This window comes from Acinetobacter sp. YH12140, from assembly GCF_013418475.1.
Taxonomy (GTDB): Bacteria; Pseudomonadota; Gammaproteobacteria; order Pseudomonadales; family Moraxellaceae; genus Acinetobacter; species Acinetobacter amyesii.
The window spans coordinates 81,011-101,732 of the sequence record NZ_VPBZ01000004.1; the positions used below are offsets into that span (position 1 = coordinate 81,011).

Annotated in this window: 22 protein-coding genes; 9 read left to right on the forward strand and 13 right to left on the reverse strand. The window is 40.5% G+C overall.

The window, feature by feature from the left end; genetic code table 11:
* Positions 1-76: 76 nt before the first annotated feature.
* The 3 genes from FTU75_RS06885 to FTU75_RS06895 all read right to left on the reverse strand — a co-directional run bounded on the left by FTU75_RS06885 (position 77) and on the right by FTU75_RS06895 (position 2,901).
* Positions 77-886, reverse strand: coding sequence for a hypothetical protein (locus FTU75_RS06885; protein ID WP_180115511.1), 810 nt, complete (start codon positions 884-886; stop codon positions 77-79).
* Positions 887-1,143: 257 nt separating this feature from the next.
* Positions 1,144-1,944 carry a thioesterase family protein gene (locus tag FTU75_RS06890; RefSeq protein ID WP_180115512.1) on the reverse strand — a complete coding sequence of 267 codons (801 nt, stop codon included), beginning with the start codon at positions 1,942-1,944 and terminating at the stop codon, positions 1,144-1,146.
* Between the two features lie 270 nt (positions 1,945-2,214).
* Positions 2,215-2,901 (reverse strand): YggS family pyridoxal phosphate-dependent enzyme, encoded by a 687-nt coding sequence (locus FTU75_RS06895; RefSeq protein WP_180115513.1) that lies wholly within the window; start codon positions 2,899-2,901, stop codon positions 2,215-2,217.
* A 125-nt stretch (positions 2,902-3,026) separates the two neighbouring features.
* Between FTU75_RS06895 and FTU75_RS06900 the strand changes: the two genes are divergently transcribed.
* A complete protein-coding gene (locus FTU75_RS06900; RefSeq protein ID WP_078190026.1) occupies positions 3,027-4,064 on the forward strand; it encodes a type IV pilus twitching motility protein PilT in 1,038 nt (345 codons plus the stop codon).
* A gap of 27 nt (positions 4,065-4,091) precedes the next feature.
* Positions 4,092-5,213 carry a PilT/PilU family type 4a pilus ATPase gene (locus FTU75_RS06905; RefSeq protein WP_180077385.1) on the forward strand — a complete coding sequence of 374 codons (1,122 nt, stop codon included), beginning with the start codon at positions 4,092-4,094 and terminating at the stop codon, positions 5,211-5,213.
* Between the two features lie 79 nt (positions 5,214-5,292).
* Here the strand turns inward: FTU75_RS06905 and fur are convergent, their stop codons facing one another.
* On the reverse strand, positions 5,293-5,730 hold the full coding sequence (gene fur, locus FTU75_RS06910; protein ID WP_078193101.1) for a ferric iron uptake transcriptional regulator: 438 nt from the start codon (positions 5,728-5,730) through the stop codon (positions 5,293-5,295).
* 112 nt (positions 5,731-5,842) lie between these two features.
* On the opposite strand from fur, the gene FTU75_RS06915 reads away from it, so the two are divergent.
* The gene (locus FTU75_RS06915) at positions 5,843-6,241 is read left to right on the forward strand and encodes an outer membrane protein assembly factor BamE (RefSeq protein ID WP_078193102.1); all 399 of its coding nucleotides are present in this window, start codon (positions 5,843-5,845) and stop codon (positions 6,239-6,241) included.
* A gap of 43 nt (positions 6,242-6,284) precedes the next feature.
* On the opposite strand, the gene FTU75_RS06920 is transcribed toward FTU75_RS06915, so the two are convergent.
* The 9 genes from FTU75_RS06920 to FTU75_RS06960 all read right to left on the reverse strand — a co-directional run bounded on the left by FTU75_RS06920 (position 6,285) and on the right by FTU75_RS06960 (position 15,854).
* The gene (locus FTU75_RS06920) at positions 6,285-6,611 is read right to left on the reverse strand and encodes an RnfH family protein (RefSeq protein ID WP_180115514.1); all 327 of its coding nucleotides are present in this window, start codon (positions 6,609-6,611) and stop codon (positions 6,285-6,287) included.
* A complete protein-coding gene (locus tag FTU75_RS06925) occupies positions 6,611-7,693 on the reverse strand; it encodes a hypothetical protein (protein WP_180115515.1) in 1,083 nt (360 codons plus the stop codon). Before FTU75_RS06925 ends, FTU75_RS06920 begins: the two co-directional genes overlap by 1 nt.
* 142 nt (positions 7,694-7,835) lie before the next feature.
* Positions 7,836-8,291 (reverse strand): bacteriohemerythrin, encoded by a 456-nt coding sequence (locus tag FTU75_RS06930; protein WP_078190032.1) that lies wholly within the window; start codon positions 8,289-8,291, stop codon positions 7,836-7,838.
* Positions 8,292-8,554: 263 nt separating this feature from the next.
* Positions 8,555-9,403, reverse strand: coding sequence for a class II glutamine amidotransferase (locus FTU75_RS06935; protein WP_180115525.1), 849 nt, complete (start codon positions 9,401-9,403; stop codon positions 8,555-8,557).
* 209 nt (positions 9,404-9,612) lie between these two features.
* Complete coding sequence (argB, locus tag FTU75_RS06940) at positions 9,613-10,521, reverse strand: acetylglutamate kinase (protein ID WP_078190033.1); 909 nt, start codon at positions 10,519-10,521, stop codon at positions 9,613-9,615.
* 10 nt (positions 10,522-10,531) lie between these two features.
* Positions 10,532-11,956, reverse strand: a complete 1,425-nt coding sequence (locus FTU75_RS06945; protein WP_180115516.1) for a phosphomannomutase/phosphoglucomutase — start codon at positions 11,954-11,956, stop codon at positions 10,532-10,534.
* Positions 11,957-12,520: 564 nt separating this feature from the next.
* Positions 12,521-12,973: a dUTP diphosphatase gene (dut, locus tag FTU75_RS06950; RefSeq protein WP_078193106.1), complete on the reverse strand. Its 453-nt coding sequence runs from the start codon at positions 12,971-12,973 to the stop codon at positions 12,521-12,523.
* Between the two features lie 71 nt (positions 12,974-13,044).
* Positions 13,045-15,084, reverse strand: coding sequence for a UvrD-helicase domain-containing protein (locus FTU75_RS06955; protein ID WP_078193107.1), 2,040 nt, complete (start codon positions 15,082-15,084; stop codon positions 13,045-13,047).
* Between the two features lie 137 nt (positions 15,085-15,221).
* The gene (locus FTU75_RS06960) at positions 15,222-15,854 is read right to left on the reverse strand and encodes an OmpA family protein (RefSeq protein WP_078193108.1); all 633 of its coding nucleotides are present in this window, start codon (positions 15,852-15,854) and stop codon (positions 15,222-15,224) included.
* Positions 15,855-16,101: 247 nt separating this feature from the next.
* On the opposite strand from FTU75_RS06960, the gene FTU75_RS06965 reads away from it, so the two are divergent.
* The 6 genes from FTU75_RS06965 (at position 16,102) to FTU75_RS06990 (ending at position 20,679) form a co-directional block, all read left to right on the forward strand.
* Entirely contained in the window at positions 16,102-17,025 is a 924-nt protein-coding gene (locus FTU75_RS06965; RefSeq protein ID WP_180115517.1) for an acyltransferase, read from the forward strand.
* 15 nt (positions 17,026-17,040) lie between these two features.
* On the forward strand, positions 17,041-18,105 hold the full coding sequence (locus FTU75_RS06970) for a preprotein translocase subunit SecA (protein ID WP_373685849.1): 1,065 nt from the start codon (positions 17,041-17,043) through the stop codon (positions 18,103-18,105).
* A 125-nt stretch (positions 18,106-18,230) separates the two neighbouring features.
* Positions 18,231-18,950: a septum site-determining protein MinC gene (gene minC, locus FTU75_RS06975; protein ID WP_078193110.1), complete on the forward strand. Its 720-nt coding sequence runs from the start codon at positions 18,231-18,233 to the stop codon at positions 18,948-18,950.
* Positions 18,951-19,015: 65 nt separating this feature from the next.
* On the forward strand, positions 19,016-19,828 hold the full coding sequence (minD, locus tag FTU75_RS06980; protein ID WP_067670152.1) for a septum site-determining protein MinD: 813 nt from the start codon (positions 19,016-19,018) through the stop codon (positions 19,826-19,828).
* Positions 19,829-19,830: 2 nt separating this feature from the next.
* Positions 19,831-20,103 carry a cell division topological specificity factor MinE gene (gene minE / locus FTU75_RS06985; RefSeq protein ID WP_078190039.1) on the forward strand — a complete coding sequence of 91 codons (273 nt, stop codon included), beginning with the start codon at positions 19,831-19,833 and terminating at the stop codon, positions 20,101-20,103.
* A 288-nt stretch (positions 20,104-20,391) separates the two neighbouring features.
* The gene (locus FTU75_RS06990; RefSeq protein WP_067766167.1) at positions 20,392-20,679 is read left to right on the forward strand and encodes a PA4642 family protein; all 288 of its coding nucleotides are present in this window, start codon (positions 20,392-20,394) and stop codon (positions 20,677-20,679) included.
* Positions 20,680-20,722: the final 43 nt, after the last annotated feature.

The window sequence follows — 20,722 nt, forward strand, 5'->3', positions numbered from 1 at the left end:
CTGAATGAATTTTTCCACTCAGCCCTGATTTTCTTGACTTAGGAATGACAAAGAAGTGTATGGTCCTACATCCACCTTAATCCGCAGGAAAAGCATTTGGTGGTGGGGCATATTGGCTTGTAGGTTTGACTTGATCACGTGGTGCATTTAGCTCATAAATAACCGTACCAATCACACCTGTATTGTTAATCGAGCCACTGGTAGAGTGCGCTGCATATGAATCTTTAGGTTTACTGAAGGTAAATGAAGCCACTGCACTATTGCTCTTACGGAACCCTTCAATATCCAAATGACTATAAGGCCACAGCACATAACCACTGTTGTAACGTGATGCACGCTGTCCATTTAATACATCCAAACCATCTACACTTGCCACTACCTCAAAGGTTTGTGGGCTGTTATTGGTATAATGCAATACATAGCTTTGGCCATCATTAGCAGATAGAAAGTATTGCTGCCCATCTCGATATAAGGCTAAATTACGTCCACGCTCGTCTTTCACTGAAAAGCTAACTTTGCCCGCCGCCAAGGAAATGCTGTTAATACTACGCCCTGAAAAGTCTTTTCCTGCATAACGGATTTGCGACTCAGCAATAGGCGTTGAACTTAAGCGTTTTAAATTGACGGGTTTAACCGATGAACTGATTTCATCCCCCCATTTCGTTCCAAGACGCTGCTCATCCTTAACTTTATTGTTACTTAAAGAAGCTGAAGTTCGACTGGCAGTCATGCTCGGTGTAGATACTTGAGCCATTTCACTTTCAATTTGAACATCTGAACTCATGTCATCTGCTGATTGCTGAACTGGTGCCGAACTACAGGCCGATAAAATTAAACTAAAAAAACCGCCCAACAAACTCCAAATCACAATCCATCTATTTTTCATTGCTCTGCCCTTTATTAGAATACTTATCTTGCCAGTATAAAAAACTAGGCTGAACAATAGTGCTGCAAATTGTTGACTTATGCTAAGCACTGTAACCAATAACCGGATCAGATTCATCCAAATAACATACAGCTGGAATTCAACTAACCCAGAATTTGATTGCATTCATGATTGGAATAATTAAGGCCTAACAATATCCCTAATACTTTCAATATAAAGTAGCAATGAACACAATCAAATTTGCATTGTGTTATCTGCTATTCTGAAATTTTACGCAGCGTAAGGATTTGTTCGCTACGTCCAAATGGGCCATTAACATCATGTAGGATTGAGCTGGTTAATCCGATTCCGTCGTCACCATATTGCTGTACAGTTTCTAAACCTAGCCACTGCCCCTGCGGCATTCGATGCAAATGAATTTGAAGGTCTAAATTTGGAAAACCCCATTTAAACGGCCAGTCTTGACGTGGCACAATGCCATTTGCTGTATCAACCAACCCCATTAAGCGCACGAAATCACTACTCGTTTCGCCCTCAATCATTTCATGAGGTGTGTTTAACCAAACAATACCCCGACCTGCTCGTCGTTCATGGCTTCGTGCCTCAATAGAGTGAATAAAACCACCGGGCCATTGACGAATCCCCTCCCAAAGAGGCGCTTGTTCAGGTCCATTGACCGACTGGTCTTCAAGTCCATGAGCGATTTGACTGTTTTGCGTCATCATGCGCCACGTTCGCGCCACAATACAAACTTTGCCTTGAGCACGCATTTCAGACTCAATCAACTCAATGGTTTTACCTGGGCGTATCACCTTACTGACTATTTCAAACTCTCCCGCAGGAATTAAGCCTAAAATATCCAAACTAATTCGCCCTATGCGCACATCTTCACGGGGTAAAAATCGATCTAGTTCTGCGCAAATAATGCCTGTTGCAGGTGCCATATGTTGCTCATGTTCATTCCATGCGCCCTGTGCTAAGACTGTTGAACGATAATGTGCTGTGACAATGCCTTGCGCATCCGTATTACGCTGAATCAGTTGATAATATGCCATCATGAACTTTCCTATTTGTCCAAAAATCAAATCACTTTCATCTCAAAATGTGCGTGACATCCTGCTTGTTTTGTACGCAACTTTGCTGGAAAGTTCAATTTTAAAGCCCAAATTTGAACCCGAGGGTTTCAAAATTTGAGAAAGAGGAAATGATGTGCTTATTTAAATTATTTTGATTGAAATACTTTTTTTAGCTTTGCGTTTTGAAATAATTGCGGATTTAGCAAGTGCATAAGGCACCTTGTTCTCAGCACCTCGGCACTTGCATAGTCATTATTTGGAATAATCACGTGCACCAAATAAGGCTGTGCCTACACGCACCATAGTTGAGCCTGCGGCAATAGCATCAACCATATCGCCCGACATTCCCATACTTAAAGTATCCCAATCTTCAGGGTGGGCATGCTCTGCTTTAACTTGCTCAAAGAGCTGCCGAGCATCAAAGAAAGCCTGAGTATTGTTAGGCGCAGGAATCACCATGAGCCCGCGCAATTTTAAATTTGGTAATAGACTAATTTGACGAACCAACTCTGCAACTTCATCAGGAGCACAACCATCTTTTGAATCTTGATCATCAATATTCACTTGTAGACAAATATTTAATGGCTGTTGTGAAACGTCACGTTGAGCTGATAAACGCTCTGCAATAATCAAACGATCGACGCCATGTACCCATGCAAAGTTTGAAGCCAAATGTTTGGTTTTATTTCGCTGTACATGACCAATGAAATGCCATTCAATCTCTAAATCGGCCAAAGCCTCAATTTTTTCAAGCGCTTCTTGCAGATAATTTTCACCAAATGATCGTTGCCCCGTTGTATACATTTCTCTTAGCATTTCAGCAGGATGCGTCTTAGATACAGCCAACAATTCAACCGACTGCTGTAGTCGACCCGCAAGTTGGCAAGCCTGCTCAATTTGCTGCAAGACTTGATTTCGTGCTTCTTGAAGTTTATTCATTGACGGGGTTCTCATTTCATTCATCTTTTTTTGCATTGCCCTGCAACTAAGTGTTGGTTAAGCTGTGGGAAAGCCTTATTATTCTATCAAAATAATTAAGATTTAATTTTTATCTCGGGGATTTTATGGACATTACAGAACTATTGGCCTTTGCTGCCAAAAATAACGCTTCGGATTTACATTTATCTTCTGGTATGCCACCAATGATTCGTGTGGATGGTGAAGTTCGTCGTATCAACCTTCCTGCTCTTGAACACAAAGAAGTGCACAAATTGGTTTACGACATCATGAACGATAAACAGCGTCGTGATTACGAAGAAAAATTAGAAACCGACTTTTCATTTGAAGTACCTGGTGTGGCTCGTTTCCGTGTGAACGCATTTAACCAAAACCGTGGTGCTGGTGCCGTTTTCCGTACCATTCCTTCAAAAGTACTAACCATTGAAGATCTTGGTATGGGCCAAATCTTCAAAGATATTTGTGAATATCCACGTGGCATCGTATTGGTGACTGGTCCAACGGGTTCGGGTAAATCTACCACGCTTGCTGCGATGGTTGATTACATTAACGACAACCGTTATGACCATATTTTAACGGTCGAAGACCCGATCGAATTTGTACACGAATCAAAAAAATGCTTGGTCAACCAACGTGAAGTACACCGTGATACGCACGGCTTTAACGAAGCACTTCGTTCCGCACTGCGTGAAGACCCGGATATTATCTTAGTCGGTGAGATGCGTGACCTTGAAACCATTCGTTTGGCGCTGACAGCTGCTGAAACCGGTCACTTGGTCTTCGGTACACTACATACAACCTCTGCCGCAAAAACCATTGACCGTGTGATTGACGTATTCCCTGCTGAAGAAAAAGATATGGTTCGTGCCATGTTATCCGAATCACTTCAAGCCGTAATTTCACAAACCCTACTCAAGAAAAATGGTGGCGGTCGTGTGGCTGCGCATGAAATCATGATCGGTATTCCTGCGATCCGTAACTTGATTCGTGAAAACAAAGTCGCGCAAATGTATTCTGCGATTCAAACCGGTGCCAACTACGGTATGACCACACTCGATCAAAGCTTAAAAAACCTTGTCGCAAAAGGCATTATTAGTACGCAAACTGCACGGACTGCAGCGAAACAACCCGAATCTTTCTTGTAATTTTTTTATTTTTCTGGGGCGATCGTTATGGATTTTAACGGCTTACTTGATTATATGGTGGAGAAAAAAGCATCGGATTTGTTTATTACAGCCGATGTTGAACCCTCGATTAAGATCAATGGGCAAATTTTGCCAATTGGCTCGACTAAGCTACCGGGCCCGACTGTCGGTCAAATCTTACATTCTATTATGTCTGACAAACAGCGTAAGGAATTTGCCGAAACGCGCGAATGTAACTTTGCCATTAGTAATACCAGTAAATCTGCTCGTTTTCGTGTCAGCGCCTTTCAACAACGTGACCAGCCAGGTATGGTGCTGCGTCGTATCGAAACCGTTATTCCAACGATGGATGAGTTGAAATTACCGCCGATTTTAAAAGAATTAGCGATGACCAAGCGTGGCATTATCATTTTCGTAGGTGCAACGGGTACAGGTAAATCAACCTCTTTGGCATCTTTGATTGGCTATCGTAATGAAAATAGCAAAGGTCATATCATTACAATTGAAGACCCGATTGAATTTGTACACCAACACCGAGGCTGTATCATTACCCAACGTGAAGTGGGGATTGATACCGACTCTTTCGAAGTTGCCTTAAAGAACACGCTACGTCAGGCACCAGACGTGATTCTGATTGGTGAGATTCGTTCACGTGAAACCATGGACTATGCGATTGCCTTTGCTGAAACGGGTCACTTGGTTTTTGCTACTCTGCATGCCAACAACGCCAACCAGGCCATCGACCGTATCATTCACTTCTTTGAAGCGGATCGTCATAGTCAGCTGTTCATGGACTTGTCTTTGAATTTAAAAGCAATGGTTGCGCAGCAATTGATTCCAACCATTGATGGTAATTCACGTCGTGCTGCCATTGAGATTTTGATCAACTCACCTTTAATTTCAGATTTAATCCGTAAGGGTGAAGTGCACGAAATTAAAGACCTGATGAAGCGTTCTCGTGAACTGGGTATGCAAACCTTTGACCAAGCTTTATATGATCTATATAAAGCCAAGCAAATTAGCTACAAAGATGCGCTCAAACATGCCGATTCACCGAACGACCTGCGTCTACAGATTAAATTGTCTGAAGAAGGCGGTGAGCATTTACTGCGTGCAAATTCAAATATTACCTTTGATGGTCAACATTAATTCTGCATGATGCTTTCGGAAATAAAAAAACAGACTTCATATGAAGTCTGTTTTTTTATTTATTCTCATCCGCATCGGATTATTTTTTACGATATGCTTCTTGGCATTCAGGTGCATCACAATAGCCATAAAGATTTAATGAGTGACCTGTAAGTTGGAAACCAAATTTTTCTGCCACTTGATGTTGCTCATGCTCAATCACATCATTAGTAAATTCCACCACTTTATTGCAGTTTTGACACACAATATGGTCATGGTGATCTTCTTGCATAATCTCAAAAACAGAATGATTGTTTTCAAAATGATGGCGTTGAATAATACCTGCAGCTTCAAACTGTGTTAACACGCGATACACAGTTGCTAAACCCACATCTTCACCCTGTTCAAGTAAAGTCTTATAAATATCTTCTGCGCTTAAGTGATGTTGTCTTGAATTTTCAAGCAATTCCAATATTTTAATTCGTGGAAGTGTAACTTTAAGTCCAGCTTTACGTAAATCTTGATTTGAAATAGGCATGAAAAAAGGTCTCTCAACAAAATTAAAGTTGGAATATGCAACAAAGTGTAGATGCAGTATGATCTATCCTTGGATCAAATGCATCATAATTAATTTGGGATAGTTTAGCAAAATGCAAAAAATCATGCTGACGTTATTCGTCACTTCATTGCTCGTAGGCTGTTCAACCTTGGGCGTTTATAAAGTTGATATTCCACAAGGTACACCTTTAACTCAAGCACAAGCGGCTAAAATTCAAGTGGGAATGAGCCACCAACAAGTTCGCTTTTTGCTAGGTAGTCCAACTGTTGCCGATCCAATGAATCCGTTACGTTGGGACTACATTTATAAGTATACCCCAGGAACATATGCTAAAAAAGCCAAGATTCCTGCTGCACATGGTCAACACTTAAAAATCTTCTTTGACCAAAACGGTATCGTTCAAAAAATTGAAGGCTTAGAAACCATTCCAGAGTCTCAACCGGGCTTACCAGGTTCTAAAGAAGCGATTTTAACTGCGCCACCACTATAGTCGCTTTAAGATAAAAATAAACCCCTAAATTTAGGGGTTTTTTTTATAAGTACAATTGCTTGAAACGATTGCCTCGACAATAACGGCCGACGGGATTTTTCTTGGCGCGATTACGACGAATATCTTTCGGATTAATGATTAATGCACGATAGATTTCGACGCGATCACCTGCTTCAAGTAACTGAGATGAATCGCTTACACGCGCCCCGAAGATTCCTAGTGTTAATACTTCTGGTAAATCCACTTGTTTTCGAATGCCACTTTGCACAATAGCATCTTCAACCGTCATACCGGGATTAAAGATCAGAGGAATTAATATCTGCTGTTCCACGCTCGCATAAGCGACCCATACTTGTAACTGAGCTGTCATTAGAATAACTGCCCAATCACAGCCACCAATGCCAATATTATTGACAAGGGCACTACGATACGTACGGCAATACGCCAAATATTATAAAAGGTTTCATGACTGAAGTTCATTGACTTACGTAGATGACTAATCTTCATAATCCAACCTGCGAAAATCGCATAAATCAGACAAATAATTAAGCCCCAAACCAACAAGGCAATATTAAATACTGGAACAACAGTGCTCAGTGCCCATACAAAAACCGCAACCAATAAAATCGCCCATTGCAACACTACAGCCAATTGGCGTTGTTGTAATTGTTCACGTGCCATTTGAATCAGTAATGCAGAAGCTGCAACTAAACCCACAACCAGTGCTAAAGCAGGTACTTGCGCTTTTGCTGCGAAAAAGGCAAAAGCAACCACTGCCAAAAGTTGAGCGATCCAAATCGGAAATACCGTTTTGCTTGCAATCTCTTGTTGCTTCACGGCTGGTAAACTTGACTGCCAATACAAGCCCATCCCCAAACCACTTGCTACGAGCGCCAAGACAGTTGCATTGCCCCACTCACTAAATTCGAGCGCAGTCATTTTCCACTCTGGTAAGGCAGTTCCCATAACATTCGCTAAGACTACTGCAGCAATCACACCAATAGCGGTCAAAATCACTAAAAATTGGCGTGGTACAAACGACAATGCAAATGCAATGACTGCAAGGACAGCCAAAATAATGCTATAGGCAAAGCCATTAGCTGTAAAAATTGCCACATATTGCGACGCGGCTGAAAGCATGGCACCTGCTAAAAATGGAATAAATACTACGGCAAGCCAACCGACTATACGCCATTTGGGTGAAGCATCCGCATCACGTGTTAGCGAAGACAGTGCTTGAACTGCTGTAATTTTTGAACGTTTTGCTAAGGCAATTTCCAAATAACATAGCGGTAAAGCTAAAATAAGCATTGTACCTAGCCACAACAGCCAGAAATCTAGCTGACGTTCAATTTGAATACCTGTTACCGGTGCTAAAGTTGCAATAATGATAAAAGATAAACAGAACGCCATCAGTGGCGATAACCATTTCGACATCGCATTGTCCTGCATGACAAATTCCTTTGAAAATTCTAGCGCTATTTTGCCTTGCTGTGCCTTGAAAATCAAAAACAAAAAGCAAATCACCTTAAAGGTGATTTGCTGCGCAAATGATATTATTAGAATTTAATTGTTTTTATTTCATTTTTTGAGGTTATGAAAAGAAACGTGCAAACCAATTTTTGCCTTTTTTCTTTTCTTTTTCTTTGATGATACCCATCATATTTTCTTTAACCGCACCGACATAATCAGCATCATCGTGCTGAATATGGTTAATTAGCCATTTTGAAAGCACTTCATGTAATTCATTTTCAATCGCATGCCCCATTTCAAAACGGTCGCGGTAAGATTCAATTTTTTTAATAAATAAATCATGTACGCGTTTATGTGGCACACGATATTTATAACCCGCTTCTTCTTGTAAAGATTCTTCGAAGGTAAAATGTGATTGCGTGTAATCAATAATGTTTTCCAGAATTTGTTTTACACGATCACGATCTGTATTTGCGTCAATGCCATCAATTTCATTGATGTAGTCAAGAATCCGTTTGTGTTGATCGTCAATCACATCGATACCAGTATTGTATTCTGGAACCCATTTCATTTTCATTACGACCACCTATAAATATGAAGGACTTATCACGTAAATTTCATCATATAATTAAAGGACTTAAATAAAAATGAAGTAAAAAGGTTGGTTTTAATTGAAATACTGCTATTTATAATGTAATCAATTGTTTTTATTATGTTAATTTATTTAATCCTGAGTATAAAGCTAAGATATTTTTTAATCAATTCAATATCTTAGAAAACACCCTTAATTCAATAAAGTGTAAGATATTCATTTTTATAATGAATATCTTTCATTCAAAATTAATACTGATCTGCACGTGTGACACGTTTTAAAGATGGGTCCAGCCGCTCACGTTCTAAACGTTCAACAACCGTCTTTGCAGCACGTATTGGACGACCATGTTGAAATAAAAGCATTTCACCCGGCTCAAATGCTGTCCAAACTTCATTTTGCGTTAAGGGTTCAGTGGTAATCACGGCAACACGGTCTTCAGGCGTAGTGACTTCACTAAAATCGACTTCAACATCAATATCAATCAACTGTGCAGGCTGAAATGGAAACTCTCGAACCAGCCAATGCAGCTTGGTAATCGCATAACTAAATAGCGCCTGCCCATTCGACAAACAAAAATTAAAGGTGCCATGTTCCGCAATTTTCGGAGAGATTTCTAATAACAGGTCAAACACCTGATCGAGTGTTGGTTCGGTATAACCAAAACGTTTCACCATTTGCTCAAGCAAATAGCAAAAGGCCAATTCACTGTCGGTATTGCCGACGGGAGTGAAGCGCCCCGTGAGCTCGGGCTGAAAGCCATGCAGGTCGCCATTATGCGCAAAAATCCACTGTCTGCCCCACAATTCACGACTAAATGGATGTGAGTTTTCAAGATTAATTTTGCCTTGTGTCGCTTTACGAATGTGTGCAATCACATTGCGAGATTTAATCGGGTAGTTTCGGATCAGCTCAGCAATCGGAGACTCTACAGCAGATTGATTGTCGACAAATAAACGACATGCTTTATCTTCAAAAAAAGCGATACCAAAGCCATCACAATGATCTGAGGTAATTCCTGCTCGCTGCGAAAATCCCCGAAACGAAAAAGTAATATCGGTAGGAGTCGCACAATTCATTCCGAGCAGCTGGCACATATCGATCATTTCAGCAGTAAATCTATGATTTCTCTATTGTGCATGACAGTTTTAGTTGTTGTAAATCTAAAATCGGCGCCATTGTAAGAGTTTTTATAATCCAACAGGGCAAATACATTATTTGATCTTTTCAAATGTCACTTAGCTAACTGATAAATAATAAAAAAGCCTCAAAAGAGGCTTTTTTATATCAAAAAATGCTAAGTATCTTAAGCTTTTTTCACATTGGTTCGATTGGTGATTAATGTACCCACACCATGATCCGTAAAGATTTCAAGTAATGTTGCATGAGGTACACGACCATCAACAATATGTGCGCTGATTACGCCACCTTTGACTGCATCTAATGCACAGCCAACTTTCGGAATCATGCCGCCATAGATCACGCCAGTTTCAATCAAACGATCGACTTCTTGGGTGGTTAACCCAGTCAGCAGATTTTTATTTTCGTCTAAAACACCCGTGATATTGGTCAATAGAATTAGCTTTTCCGCACCCAATGCTTCCGCCACTTTACCTGCAACCAAGTCAGCATTGATGTTATAGGTATTGCCGTCTTCGTCTACACCTAATGGTGCAATCACAGGAATAAAATCGCTTTGGGTAAACATTTCAAGTACGTCAGTTTTCACACCAACCACTTCGCCAACTAGACCTAAATCAATCTGTTTTACTGAACCATCTTCGGCAGTTTTTTCCATCAATAATTTTTGCGCACGGATCAAATTACCATCTTTACCGGTTAAACCAATCGCACGGCCACCGTGTTTATTGATTAAGTTCACAATCGATTTGTTCACGCTGCCGCCCAAGACCATCTCGACAACTTCCATCGTTGCAGGATCAGTCACGCGCATACCGTCGATACGATCAGACTCACGGCCTAATTGTTTGAGGAATGAATCCACTTGTGGACCACCGCCATGTACCACAATCGGATTTAGACCAACCGTTTTCAGCAATACGATATCACGTGCAAATGAACTCTCAAGCTCAGGATCGGTCATGGCATTACCACCATACTTCACTACCAGCGTCTTACCCGCAAAACGTTGAATATACGGCAAAGCTTCCGTCAGGATTTGTGCTTTGTCGATGCCAGTATGTTGATGTGGCATTTGCCTCTCCTTATTGAGCATCTGGAATGTCATGAGCAATGTTTGGATAGTGCTCAACTAACATGGAAACAAACAGATCTCGTATTTCTTTTAAGCGTGCTGATGAGTTGGCATCAAAGCGTAAAGTGAAATACTCACCTGTATTCGATGCTCGAATGATGCCAAATCCATCATCAAAATCAAGGCGTATTCCATCAATTTTACTGATTTGTGCTGGAATTCGCGTAGAATTGGCTTCAACCTGCTTTAAAACTTCCGCTGGATCATGCTGATGCGTACTGACATATAAATCTTCGGTACTAAAGCGCTCCGGATATTTCGCCAAAGCTTCTGACAATGTTAGTCCCTGAGTTTGAATATATTCTAATACCCTTAAGGCAGCATATAGACCGTCGTCATAGCCACCACCACGACCGTCATTAAAAACATAATGCCCTGCGTATTCACCACCAAAAACCGCTTTGCCTTTAGATTGGGAAATATACTTTCGCAAGAAACTACTGCCCGTTCGAATCATGATAGGCTGCGCATCTAGATCACACACGGTATCCCGAATCATTGTTGAACATTTCACATCAAATACCACCTCTGCATGTGGTTTTTGAGTCAAACAAATTTCAGCAAATAAACACAATAATCGATCTGCAGAAACCACTTTGCCAGTTTCATCAATCAACACTAAACGATCACCATCACCATCTAAAGCAATGCCAATATCGGCCTTTTGCAACTGTATGGCTTGGCGAAGGTGAGTTAAATGTTTGAGCTGTGATGGATCTGGAGCATGATCAGGGAAATGGCCATCAGCTTGGCAACGTAATGCCAAAACTTCACAGCCTAATTTATTTAATAATAATGCTGCACAATGCCCAGCTGAACCATGCATGCCATCGATCACAACTTTAAGCGGTTGCTGTAAATGAATGTCATCTAAAATAAATTTCTGATAGGCCAAACAATATTCAGGTTTGATTTCGTGTGGCTCAAGTTCAGTCATCAAATGCACACGTTCCGATGAGAAACAATTTCGTGCTTCAACGGCAACATGTTGAATCATCTCCGGACAAGGTGGCTCACCTTTGATAATCCACTTGATACCATTATCTGATTTAGGATTATGGCTCGCCGTCACCATAATGCCATTGCCTTGAAATTGTCCCGCAATAAAATACAACATCGGGCTTGAGCAGCAGCCAATAATTTCCGCTTCAAGGCCAGCCTCATGGCAGACTTTTTGAATTATTTTTGCATAGGTTGGACTGGTTAAACGCGCATCATAGCCAATGGCAAGGCTCTTTTGCCCTGCATCTAAATATTGTTTGACTAAGCCACAAGCAATTGACTGAACTAAATCAGCATTTAAGAGCGATATTTTCCCGCGAATGTCATATGCACGAAAAATATGTTGCGGAAAGTGACTAAACAGTGAACCCATACTATGTTCTTCTAATTACATCTTTATTAATTAAAAAATCTTAAATTCTATTGAGAATTTAAGCTTTTAATTAAAGGATAAAATCCTGAAAAAAAGTGTAGCTTTTTTTATAACAAATTTAGTTAACAATCAATTAATAATATTTAAATACTGATCTAAAAATTACACTCACATTTATCCACTAATTTATTTTTAAAATTAAATCAATACCTTACATTAATAAAAATATCAATTTATCATTTAGTCTTAAATATTTTACTTTTCAAATATTTTTGATTATTTATTTAAATGTGTAAAAATATAGTAAATCGATCAAATTTAAACCAATACACAAAATTCTAATTATTCTTTACCCTCACCCCTAAAATATAAACCAAGTAAACTTATCAGAATTAAAAATCCTAATAAGATCCAAAATACTCTAAATATAGATTTGAATTTGAATAAATTAAAATTTAAATAAAATGATATAAATAAAAAACCATCACGAGGATGGTTTTTTATTCGCTACTTGATTATAGGCATTTTACTTATCAACGCACTGGATCAAAATTCTCGTGCTGATTAGTTTTTACCTGTATGACCAAAACCGCCTGCACCACGTTCAGTGGCTTCAAACTCATCTACAATATCAAACTGAGCTTGTACAACTGGCACTAAAACATATTGTGCTAAACGCTCACCCGGCTCTAGGCTAAATGCCGTTTGGCTACGGTTCCAAACAGATACCATCAATTCACCTTGGTAGTCAGAATCAATCAAACCGACCAAGTTACCCAACACGATTCCATGTTTATGGCCTAAGCCTGAACGTGGCAGAATTAAACCTGCATATTGCGTATCTTCGATATAAATCGATAGGCCTGTTTTTACCAGAACAGTTTGACCCGGTTCAATTACGGTGGTTTCTTCTACACATGCACGGAGATCAAGACCTGCCGAACCTGCTGTGGCATAAGTTGGCATTGGCCATTCCGTACCTAAACGTGTGTCGAGAACTTTAACTTGAACTTTCATGGTTCATTCCTGTTTCAATAAAACGAATTTCAAAAAATAAATAAAATATTCTACGCTTTAAGCTTTAAGCTTTAACGCTTAATCAGCGCGCGTAAATTTTCTAAATAATGCTGTGCTTGCTGTTTAGGATCGATATCCCCTGCCAGCTTTTTCTTGCGGCCTAACCACTCCAATTCATCTTGTGGCAGTTCGTCCAAGAAACGGCTTGGTGTCATTTGTCGCATTTGACCACCGGCTTTACGTTGCTCTGCTAGAGTCATAGTTAAGCCTTGACGTGCACGAGTAATCCCCACGTACATCAAACGTCGTTCTTCCTCGACCGTGTCAGCAGCAATGGAGTTTTTATGCGGTAGAATTTCTTCTTCCAGACCAATCAAATAAACGAATGGAAATTCCAGACCTTTCGACGCATGAAGTGTTAACAAATTGACTTTATCGGTGTCTTCTTCTTCTTGTTGCTGTTCTAACATATCGAGCAGCACCATTTTACGAATCACACTTTCAATGTTCTTTTCATCTACATCTTCAGCGCGGTTTATCAAACTTTGAATACTGCTATATAGCACTTCAATATTATCCAGTTTGGTTTTTTCCTGCGCAGGAGTAGCTGCAGATTCTTTAACATAGTCGATATAACCTGCTTCAATCATCATGCGACGAATAATGGGAACAGGCTCATCATCTTCTAATAATTCACGAGTAAAGGTCGAAATAAAGTCCGCAAATTCGGCCAATTGGGTTGTGGCTTTTTTCGGAATCGCCATGCTTAAGCGCTGGTCACCTGCTGCACTGAGTAAGGATAAATTACTTTCTTGAGCAAATAGACCGAGTTTTTCCAAAGTCACAGGGCCAATCGCACGTTTTGGCGTATTGATAATTCGTAAAAATGCACTGTCATCTTCAGGGTTGATGATCAAACGTAAGTAGCTCATCAAGTCCTTAATTTCAGCACGAGCGAAGAAAGACTGACCACCCGATAATTTATACGGGATCTGCATTTGGCGTAGCTGTGTTTCTAGAGCACGCGCTTGGAAATTACCACGGTATAAAATGGCGTAGTCTTTCCAATTTTTACCGTTCATCAGCTTGTGTGTAATTAAGTCTTTTACGACGCGTTCTGATTCATCATCGTCATTACGACAAGTAATCACGCGGATCACTTCACCATGGCCTTTATCTGACCAAAGCTTTTTATCGAAAATATGTGGGTTATTGCCAATAACTGTATTGGCAGCTTTTAAAATACGACTGGTCGAGCGATAGTTTTGCTCAAGCTTAATCACTTTCAGATTACGGAAATCTTCCTTCAATAAAGCCATATTCTCAGGCTTAGCACCACGCCATGCATAAATCGATTGGTCATCATCACCTACCGCGGTGAACTGTCCCATGACACCCACGAGTAATTTCACCAAAATATATTGCGCGGTGTTGGTATCTTGATATTCGTCGACCAATAAATAGCGGATTCGATTCTGCCAACGATCACGCACTTCTGCATTTTCTTGTAATAAGCGCGTCGGCATGACAATCAAATCATCAAAATCCACAGCATTGTAGGCACGTAAATTACGCTCATACAGTTGATACAGATGTGCAAACTGAACGTCTTCTGCTGTTTCACAGGTGGTATGCGCTTGCTCAGGTGGAATCAGATCGTTTTTCCAATCTGAAATCATTTTCATGGCTTTGGCAATCAGCTCTTTACTTTCTGCACCCGACAAATTGTCACGATGCATTAAATCCATCAAAATGCGTTTGCAGTCATCTGCATCTAAAATAGAAAAGTTATTTTTTAACGGTGTATTTTTTAATTCCAAACGAAGCATGTTTAGCCCGAAGTTATGGAATGTAGAAACCGACAGCCCTTTTGCCTCTTCACGACTCATCAGCTTCGTCACACGCTCTTTCATTTCACGCGCAGCTTTATTGGTAAAGGTCATCGCGGTGATACGGTGCGCAGGAATTCCACAATGCTTCACCAAATAGGCAATTTTACGGGTAATCACCGATGTTTTGCCTGAACCTGCCCCTGCAAGTACTAACAAGGGTCCTTGAGTGTATTTCATTGCTTCAAGTTGCTTGTCGTTCAACTGACTTGCCAGTGACATAGTCTTTCCTCTTATTAATTCGAGGATGATTATAGTCATCTGAAACGATCTTGCCTAATGCAAAATGTATTTTATCGGTCATTAAAAATGCCATAAAAAAAGCCACCCGAGGGTGGCCTTTCGTTTCGAACTAAAACTTATTTAGTTTCGTAAACTGAGATTTCTACGCGACGGTTTTGTTCACGACCTGCAGCAGTTGAGTTATCCGCTACTGGAGAAGTTGAACCATAACCACGTGCAGTAATACGAGTTGAAGAAATACCTTGAGACGCTAGGTAGTTTTTCACTGAGTTTGCACGGTTTTGAGAAAGTGGGTTGTTGATCGCATCAGTACCAGTGTTGTCTGTGTGACCATGTACAACGATTGCAAGTTTGTTTGCAGTACCGTCTTCACGCAATACTTTAGCAACATCATTCAATGCAGATTGGAACTGAGATTGAATAGTTGAAGAGTTAGTTGCGAAAGTTACTGATGGCATAACAAGGTTGATCGAACCATCTGGATTACGACCTACGTCAACACCAGTACCAGCCAATTCTTGTTTAAGACGTTTTTCTTTCTTATCAAGAAGAAGACCTGCACCACCACCAACTACAGCACCAATTGCAGCTGCTTGACCCATTTTGTCTTTATCAGCATTAGAATAAGCAATACCAGCGCCTAAAAGAGCGCCTAGACCAGTACCGATTGCTGCTTTGTCATATTCCATGTTTTGACAACCAGTAAGTGCCATTGCCCCAACTACTGCCGAAATTACTAGTGCACGCATTGCATGCCTCCTTCTTTGTGTTTTGTTGTATGGTTGAAATGATGAAGTAAAACAAATGGCTGAACCATTGATTTTTTGTTAATAATAAAACGTTTAGTTACAATTTGTAATATGAATACGAGATTTATTTGTTAATTCCATCACAATTTCTTCACAGTTCAGCAGATGCCCTTTTTTATTTAATCAACTCGAACTATATTTACTAGAATCAATCATTATTTGGACAATTTCCGCTAGGACTTTTTATATGTCATCTCAAACAAATAAGCAACCGACACTAAAAAAAATTAGCAAAGGACTTACCGTCGGTTCTGTTATGACAGGCAGTACTTTTTTCCATGGTCCTCCTGTTTTAGCCCTTGGTCTAACCAAACTCTTTAAAAAATCAAAAAAGGTCGATGAAACCAACATTAAAATCACCAACAGTTGGCTTACTATCAATAACTGGTTGATTGACCATGTGCTGCCTAATACCAAATGGGACATTACCATCGATGAAGGCCTCGACTTAAATTTGCAGGGTCGTTATCTCATGACCTGTAATCATCAAAGTTGGGTCGATACGACAGTCAACCAATATTTTGGTTTAACCCGTATGCCTCTGACGCGTTTCTTTACCAAATGGGAGCTCATTTTCATTCCATTTGTGGGACAAGCTTTTAAAATTTTAGGCTTCCCAATGATGAAACGTCATAGCAAAGAACAAATCGCGAAAAATCCTGAACTTAAATATCGAGATATGGAAGAAGCGCGTAAATCTTGTGAACAGTTATTGAGCCAGCCTTTTACCCTGCTGAACTATTTGGAAGGCACTCGCTTTACCCCTGAAAAACATGCGCAGCAGCAATCACCGTATCAAAACCTTCTTAAGCCGAAAGCGGGTGGTTTAGCACTGGCACTCAATATTTTAGGGGATCAAGTTGATGCTCTCGTGGATATGACCATCGTCTATCCAAATGGTGCACCAGGTTATGGCGAATTTTGGCTCGGTGAAGTTCCGCGTATCGCCGTGGATTTACGTAAAATTGAAATTCCAACGTGGGTGCATGGCGGCAACTATGAAGATGATGCAGAATTCCGTGAAAAATTTCAGCATTGGGTAGATGAGCTGTGGACGGAGAAAGACCAACTCATTACTCGTATGAAAGCTAAATACTCAGTTACTGAATAATTAAGAAGAAGTTTTATGTCGCAGAACAGCATGCCGCAAAACAAGAAATCTAAATATCATCATGTCAATCCAGACAGTTGGTCATTCAAACTGTTTTTGATTTATGACATATTCATGGTGTTTATTATTGTTTTTAACTTGTTCTGCCTGTGCATGAACTTTTTCCTCATGAGCAATCTTGGCAGTTGGTTCTTTAACAGTATCCACCTGCCCGATGTGCTGAGTTTTTACCGTGAACATTTGCATCCATGGGTGATTACCACCGAAGCGTGGTTTATTATCTTTTTGATTGTAGAATTGTTGGTGCGCTGGGCGATTGCTATTATCAACAAGCACCATCAGCGCTGGTTCTTCTTCCCGTTTATACATTGGTACGAAATTTTAGCCATTGTGCCGCATTTACGTTTCCTGCGTTTATTTCGCGCGGGCGTGATTGCCTATCGACTTTATGAAATGGGTTATCAGATTGTGCCATCGGCATGGCAAAAGAAAGCTTTGTTTTATTATCGTGTGGTGATGGAAGAACTGTCTGATCGTGTGGTACTTACCGTGTTAGATGGTGTTAAGCATGAGCTCAATACCAGTACAACCCATAAAGACCTGATTAATAATCTTGTGCAGCATCACCGTGAGATGTTCACCCAAGTTTTAGCTGAGATTTTGCAAGAAAATTTAAGCAAAGAGCTACGTACTGAACGTGAATTGATCGCCAAAAATGTCGGACAAATCGTCAGTCAGGCCATCGAAGACACTCCAGAACTCACGCAGCTATTGCGCTTAGTGCCAATCGTTGGCAGCCGCATTGAACAGCAGATTCAAAGTATCGGGCAACGTTTGGGTGAAAATATTACCCAAGGTTTAATTTCCCCATTGGCTTATCCCAATACATCGACGGCTCAAAAACCCAATCTATATTTAGACATTTCACAGCGTGTTAGCCGTATTGAAATCGAAAATAATGCCCAGCTGGATGAGTTGGTTCGCTCTGCGGTTTTTGAAAGTCTAGAGGCTATTCGTAAGCAAGTGAAAGTAAAACAGTGGCAGCAGATTATGCAGGAACAGGACCAAGCTACAGAATAAACACTTAGTCAAAAATAATTGCGAACTCCGCTAGAGTATTCATGCAAATTGTTCTAGGATTTGCTCTATTTACAACATAACTACTTCGGCACAAAAGTAATAGTTAGAAGTCTCAAGGATTCAATATGGCTGATATACGGATAAAAGGCAAAATGGTCAATGCGATTCGCATTCACCTCGATACCAATGATCATGATGCGATCCGCCAGCAACTTACTCCAATGTTCCAAAAGGCTTTTCCACCCGGAACATTAGCCGTGATTGAAAGTACGGTTGATCAAGAACTAATTGCACTGATTCAACTACTTATTAGTATTGAAATTCAACCGATTGGTGTCACTGAAGGTCCACTATCTGACCAAGCACGTGCCATCCAATTTCCCGTGGTTCCTGCGGATCGCAAACTACAACAAGTTAAACCGACACGCGAACAAGTGGTTGAAGAGCCCGCACCTGCAGAAGAAAAAACCGAAGATAAAATTGCTGCAGTCGAAGTACCAACCATTCGTCATGCCACGTCGTATCACAATGAAATCTTGCGTACAGGTCAATGTTTAGTCCAAGACCATGGCGATATCATTATTAATGCTGGGATTAATAGCGGTTCAGAAGTAATTGCTTCAGGAAATATACATATTTATGGTAGTGCTCGTGGTAGAGTCATTGCCGGAGCTGGTGGGAACACGGCTGCACGTATTTTCTGCCATTCATTAGAAGCTGAATTGGTTTCAATTGCAGGGACTTACTGTGTCGCTGATGACATTCCACCTCATGTGGTCAAACAGCCAGTACATATTTATTTGAATGACCAGCAAGAGCTAGTATTTGAAGCTTTGCAATTTTAATGTATAAATAATCACCAAACCCCTAATTAAAAAAGGGGATTTAAACCATAACAGGAGTGGATTCGGTGGCGAAAATTGTTGTCGTAACATCAGGTAAAGGTGGCGTAGGTAAAACAACTACAAGCGCATCTTTTGCAACAGGTTTAGCCCTTCGCGGCCACAAAACTGTTGTGATCGACTTTGATGTGGGTTTACGTAACCTTGACTTGATCATGGGCTGTGAACGCCGCGTTGTATATGACTTTGTAAACGTATTGAATAACGAAGCTCGATTACAACAAGCGCTTATTCGCGATAAAGATATTGAAAATCTCTACATTTTGCCAGCATCTCAAACACGTGATAAAGACGCGTTAACAGATGAAGGTGTAGCACGTGTAATGGACGAACTTTCTCAAGAGTTCGATTACATTATTTGTGACTCACCTGCGGGTATCGAACGTGGTGCAATTTTAGCAATGTATCATGCTGATGAAGCGATTATTGTAACGAACCCAGAAATTTCTTCGGTACGTGACTCTGACCGTATTATTGGTATGCTCGACAGCAAAACCAAAAAAGTAGAACAAAACGAAGGTCGTATCCGTAAGCATCTATGTATTACACGTTTCAATCCAGAACGTGCGGATAAACAAGAGATGTTGACGATTGATGACATTTCAAAAGATATTTTACGCGTACCGACTTTAGGTGTTATTCCTGAATGTAAAAGCGTTCTACAAGCATCAAACGAAGGTAAACCAGTGATTCTGTTTACAGAAGAAGCGGCTGGCCAAGCGTATGATGACCTTGTTGCACGTTTCCTTGGTGAAGAGCGCCCTTACCGTCACATTACGGTAAAACCTAAGGGTTGGTTAGCACGTCTATTTGGAGCGTAATCATGGCAGGATTTTGGAGCAAACTTTTTAGCAGCGACGAGAAACCCTCAAGCGCACAAACGGCAAAAGACCGTTTAAAAGTCATCGTGGCATCTGAAAATGGTTTAGGTAAACGCCTCAGCCAAGACAAGATTGACATGATGAAAAAAGAAATCATGCAAGTAGTAAACCGCTATGTTCGTGGTGTAGATGAGCAACATATTCAAATGTCTGTTCGTTCTGAAGCGAATATTGAAATGCTTGAAATGAATATCAATTTGCCTGAAGAACGTTAATCTGAATTCTGATTAGCCAAGTAAATTGAATCAAGGCAAAATGTGAGGCTGGATCAGTAAAGCGCTGCTTTACCCAGCCGCAAGATGAGAAGCTTTGCTTCGAGTGGGCTGGATTAGTTTTATTCCTTTGTTAGATCAAAAGCTTTGCTTCGAGTAAACGGGATAAAAAAAATAACTTTTGATCCAACCATAAAATGAGTCGCTTAACTTAGAGACGGCGAATAAAACTATTTTACTTGCGTACTCATATTTGCCTTTTTGTATTTTTAAACCAGCAAGGAGATTGCGATGGCATTATCTCAGCCAGCAACGTTCAACGAAGAATGGTCAGATGAGCGTGTATTTGCCTACCTTACTCAGCTTCCTCCTGAAGGAGTGAATGGCGACTTTCACGTGCTTTACCATGCTTTCAAACATATGCGTCCAAATGACTATGAGCGTCTTTTGACTCAATTCGTTGCCGATGGCCGTGATGTGAACGCAACTAATCCTGAAGGTCAGCGTATTCATGACGTGATTGCTCAATACCCACGTCAAAGCGCAGGTTTCCTCGAAGTATTGGCAAAATTTGCTTAATTTCGAGTAACAAAAAAAGCCCGCATCATGCGGGCTTTTTTTT

Excerpts from the sequence above, each read along its gene's own strand:
- FTU75_RS06960 (WP_078193108.1), bottom strand. The coding sequence starts at position 15,854 with ATGCGTGCACTAGTAATTTCGGCAGTAGTTGGGGCAATGGCACTTACT.
- minE (WP_078190039.1), top strand. The coding sequence starts at position 19,831 with ATGGCAGGATTTTGGAGCAAACTTTTTAGCAGCGACGAGAAACCCTCA.
- FTU75_RS06945 (WP_180115516.1), bottom strand. The coding sequence starts at position 11,956 with ATGGGTTCACTGTTTAGTCACTTTCCGCAACATATTTTTCGTGCATAT.
- FTU75_RS06965 (WP_180115517.1), top strand. The coding sequence starts at position 16,102 with ATGTCATCTCAAACAAATAAGCAACCGACACTAAAAAAAATTAGCAAA.
- FTU75_RS06920 (WP_180115514.1), bottom strand. The coding sequence starts at position 6,611 with ATGACAGCTCAGTTACAAGTATGGGTCGCTTATGCGAGCGTGGAACAG.
- argB (WP_078190033.1), bottom strand. The coding sequence starts at position 10,521 with ATGCCACATCAACATACTGGCATCGACAAAGCACAAATCCTGACGGAA.
- fur (WP_078193101.1), bottom strand. The coding sequence starts at position 5,730 with ATGCCTATTTCAAATCAAGATTTACGTAAAGCTGGACTTAAAGTTACA.
- dut (WP_078193106.1), bottom strand. The coding sequence starts at position 12,973 with ATGAAAGTTCAAGTTAAAGTTCTCGACACACGTTTAGGTACGGAATGG.
- FTU75_RS06900 (WP_078190026.1), top strand. The coding sequence starts at position 3,027 with ATGGACATTACAGAACTATTGGCCTTTGCTGCCAAAAATAACGCTTCG.
- FTU75_RS06930 (WP_078190032.1), bottom strand. The coding sequence starts at position 8,291 with ATGAAAATGAAATGGGTTCCAGAATACAATACTGGTATCGATGTGATT.
- minC (WP_078193110.1), top strand. The coding sequence starts at position 18,231 with ATGGCTGATATACGGATAAAAGGCAAAATGGTCAATGCGATTCGCATT.
- FTU75_RS06990 (WP_067766167.1), top strand. The coding sequence starts at position 20,392 with ATGGCATTATCTCAGCCAGCAACGTTCAACGAAGAATGGTCAGATGAG.
- FTU75_RS06935 (WP_180115525.1), bottom strand. The coding sequence starts at position 9,403 with ATGTGCCAGCTGCTCGGAATGAATTGTGCGACTCCTACCGATATTACT.
- FTU75_RS06905 (WP_180077385.1), top strand. The coding sequence starts at position 4,092 with ATGGATTTTAACGGCTTACTTGATTATATGGTGGAGAAAAAAGCATCG.
- FTU75_RS06955 (WP_078193107.1), bottom strand. The coding sequence starts at position 15,084 with ATGTCACTGGCAAGTCAGTTGAACGACAAGCAACTTGAAGCAATGAAA.
- FTU75_RS06970 (WP_373685849.1), top strand. The coding sequence starts at position 17,041 with ATGTCGCAGAACAGCATGCCGCAAAACAAGAAATCTAAATATCATCAT.
- FTU75_RS06895 (WP_180115513.1), bottom strand. The coding sequence starts at position 2,901 with ATGAATAAACTTCAAGAAGCACGAAATCAAGTCTTGCAGCAAATTGAG.
- FTU75_RS06915 (WP_078193102.1), top strand. The coding sequence starts at position 5,843 with ATGCAAAAAATCATGCTGACGTTATTCGTCACTTCATTGCTCGTAGGC.
- FTU75_RS06890 (WP_180115512.1), bottom strand. The coding sequence starts at position 1,944 with ATGATGGCATATTATCAACTGATTCAGCGTAATACGGATGCGCAAGGC.
- FTU75_RS06885 (WP_180115511.1), bottom strand. The coding sequence starts at position 886 with ATGAAAAATAGATGGATTGTGATTTGGAGTTTGTTGGGCGGTTTTTTT.
- FTU75_RS06925 (WP_180115515.1), bottom strand. The coding sequence starts at position 7,693 with ATGCAGGACAATGCGATGTCGAAATGGTTATCGCCACTGATGGCGTTC.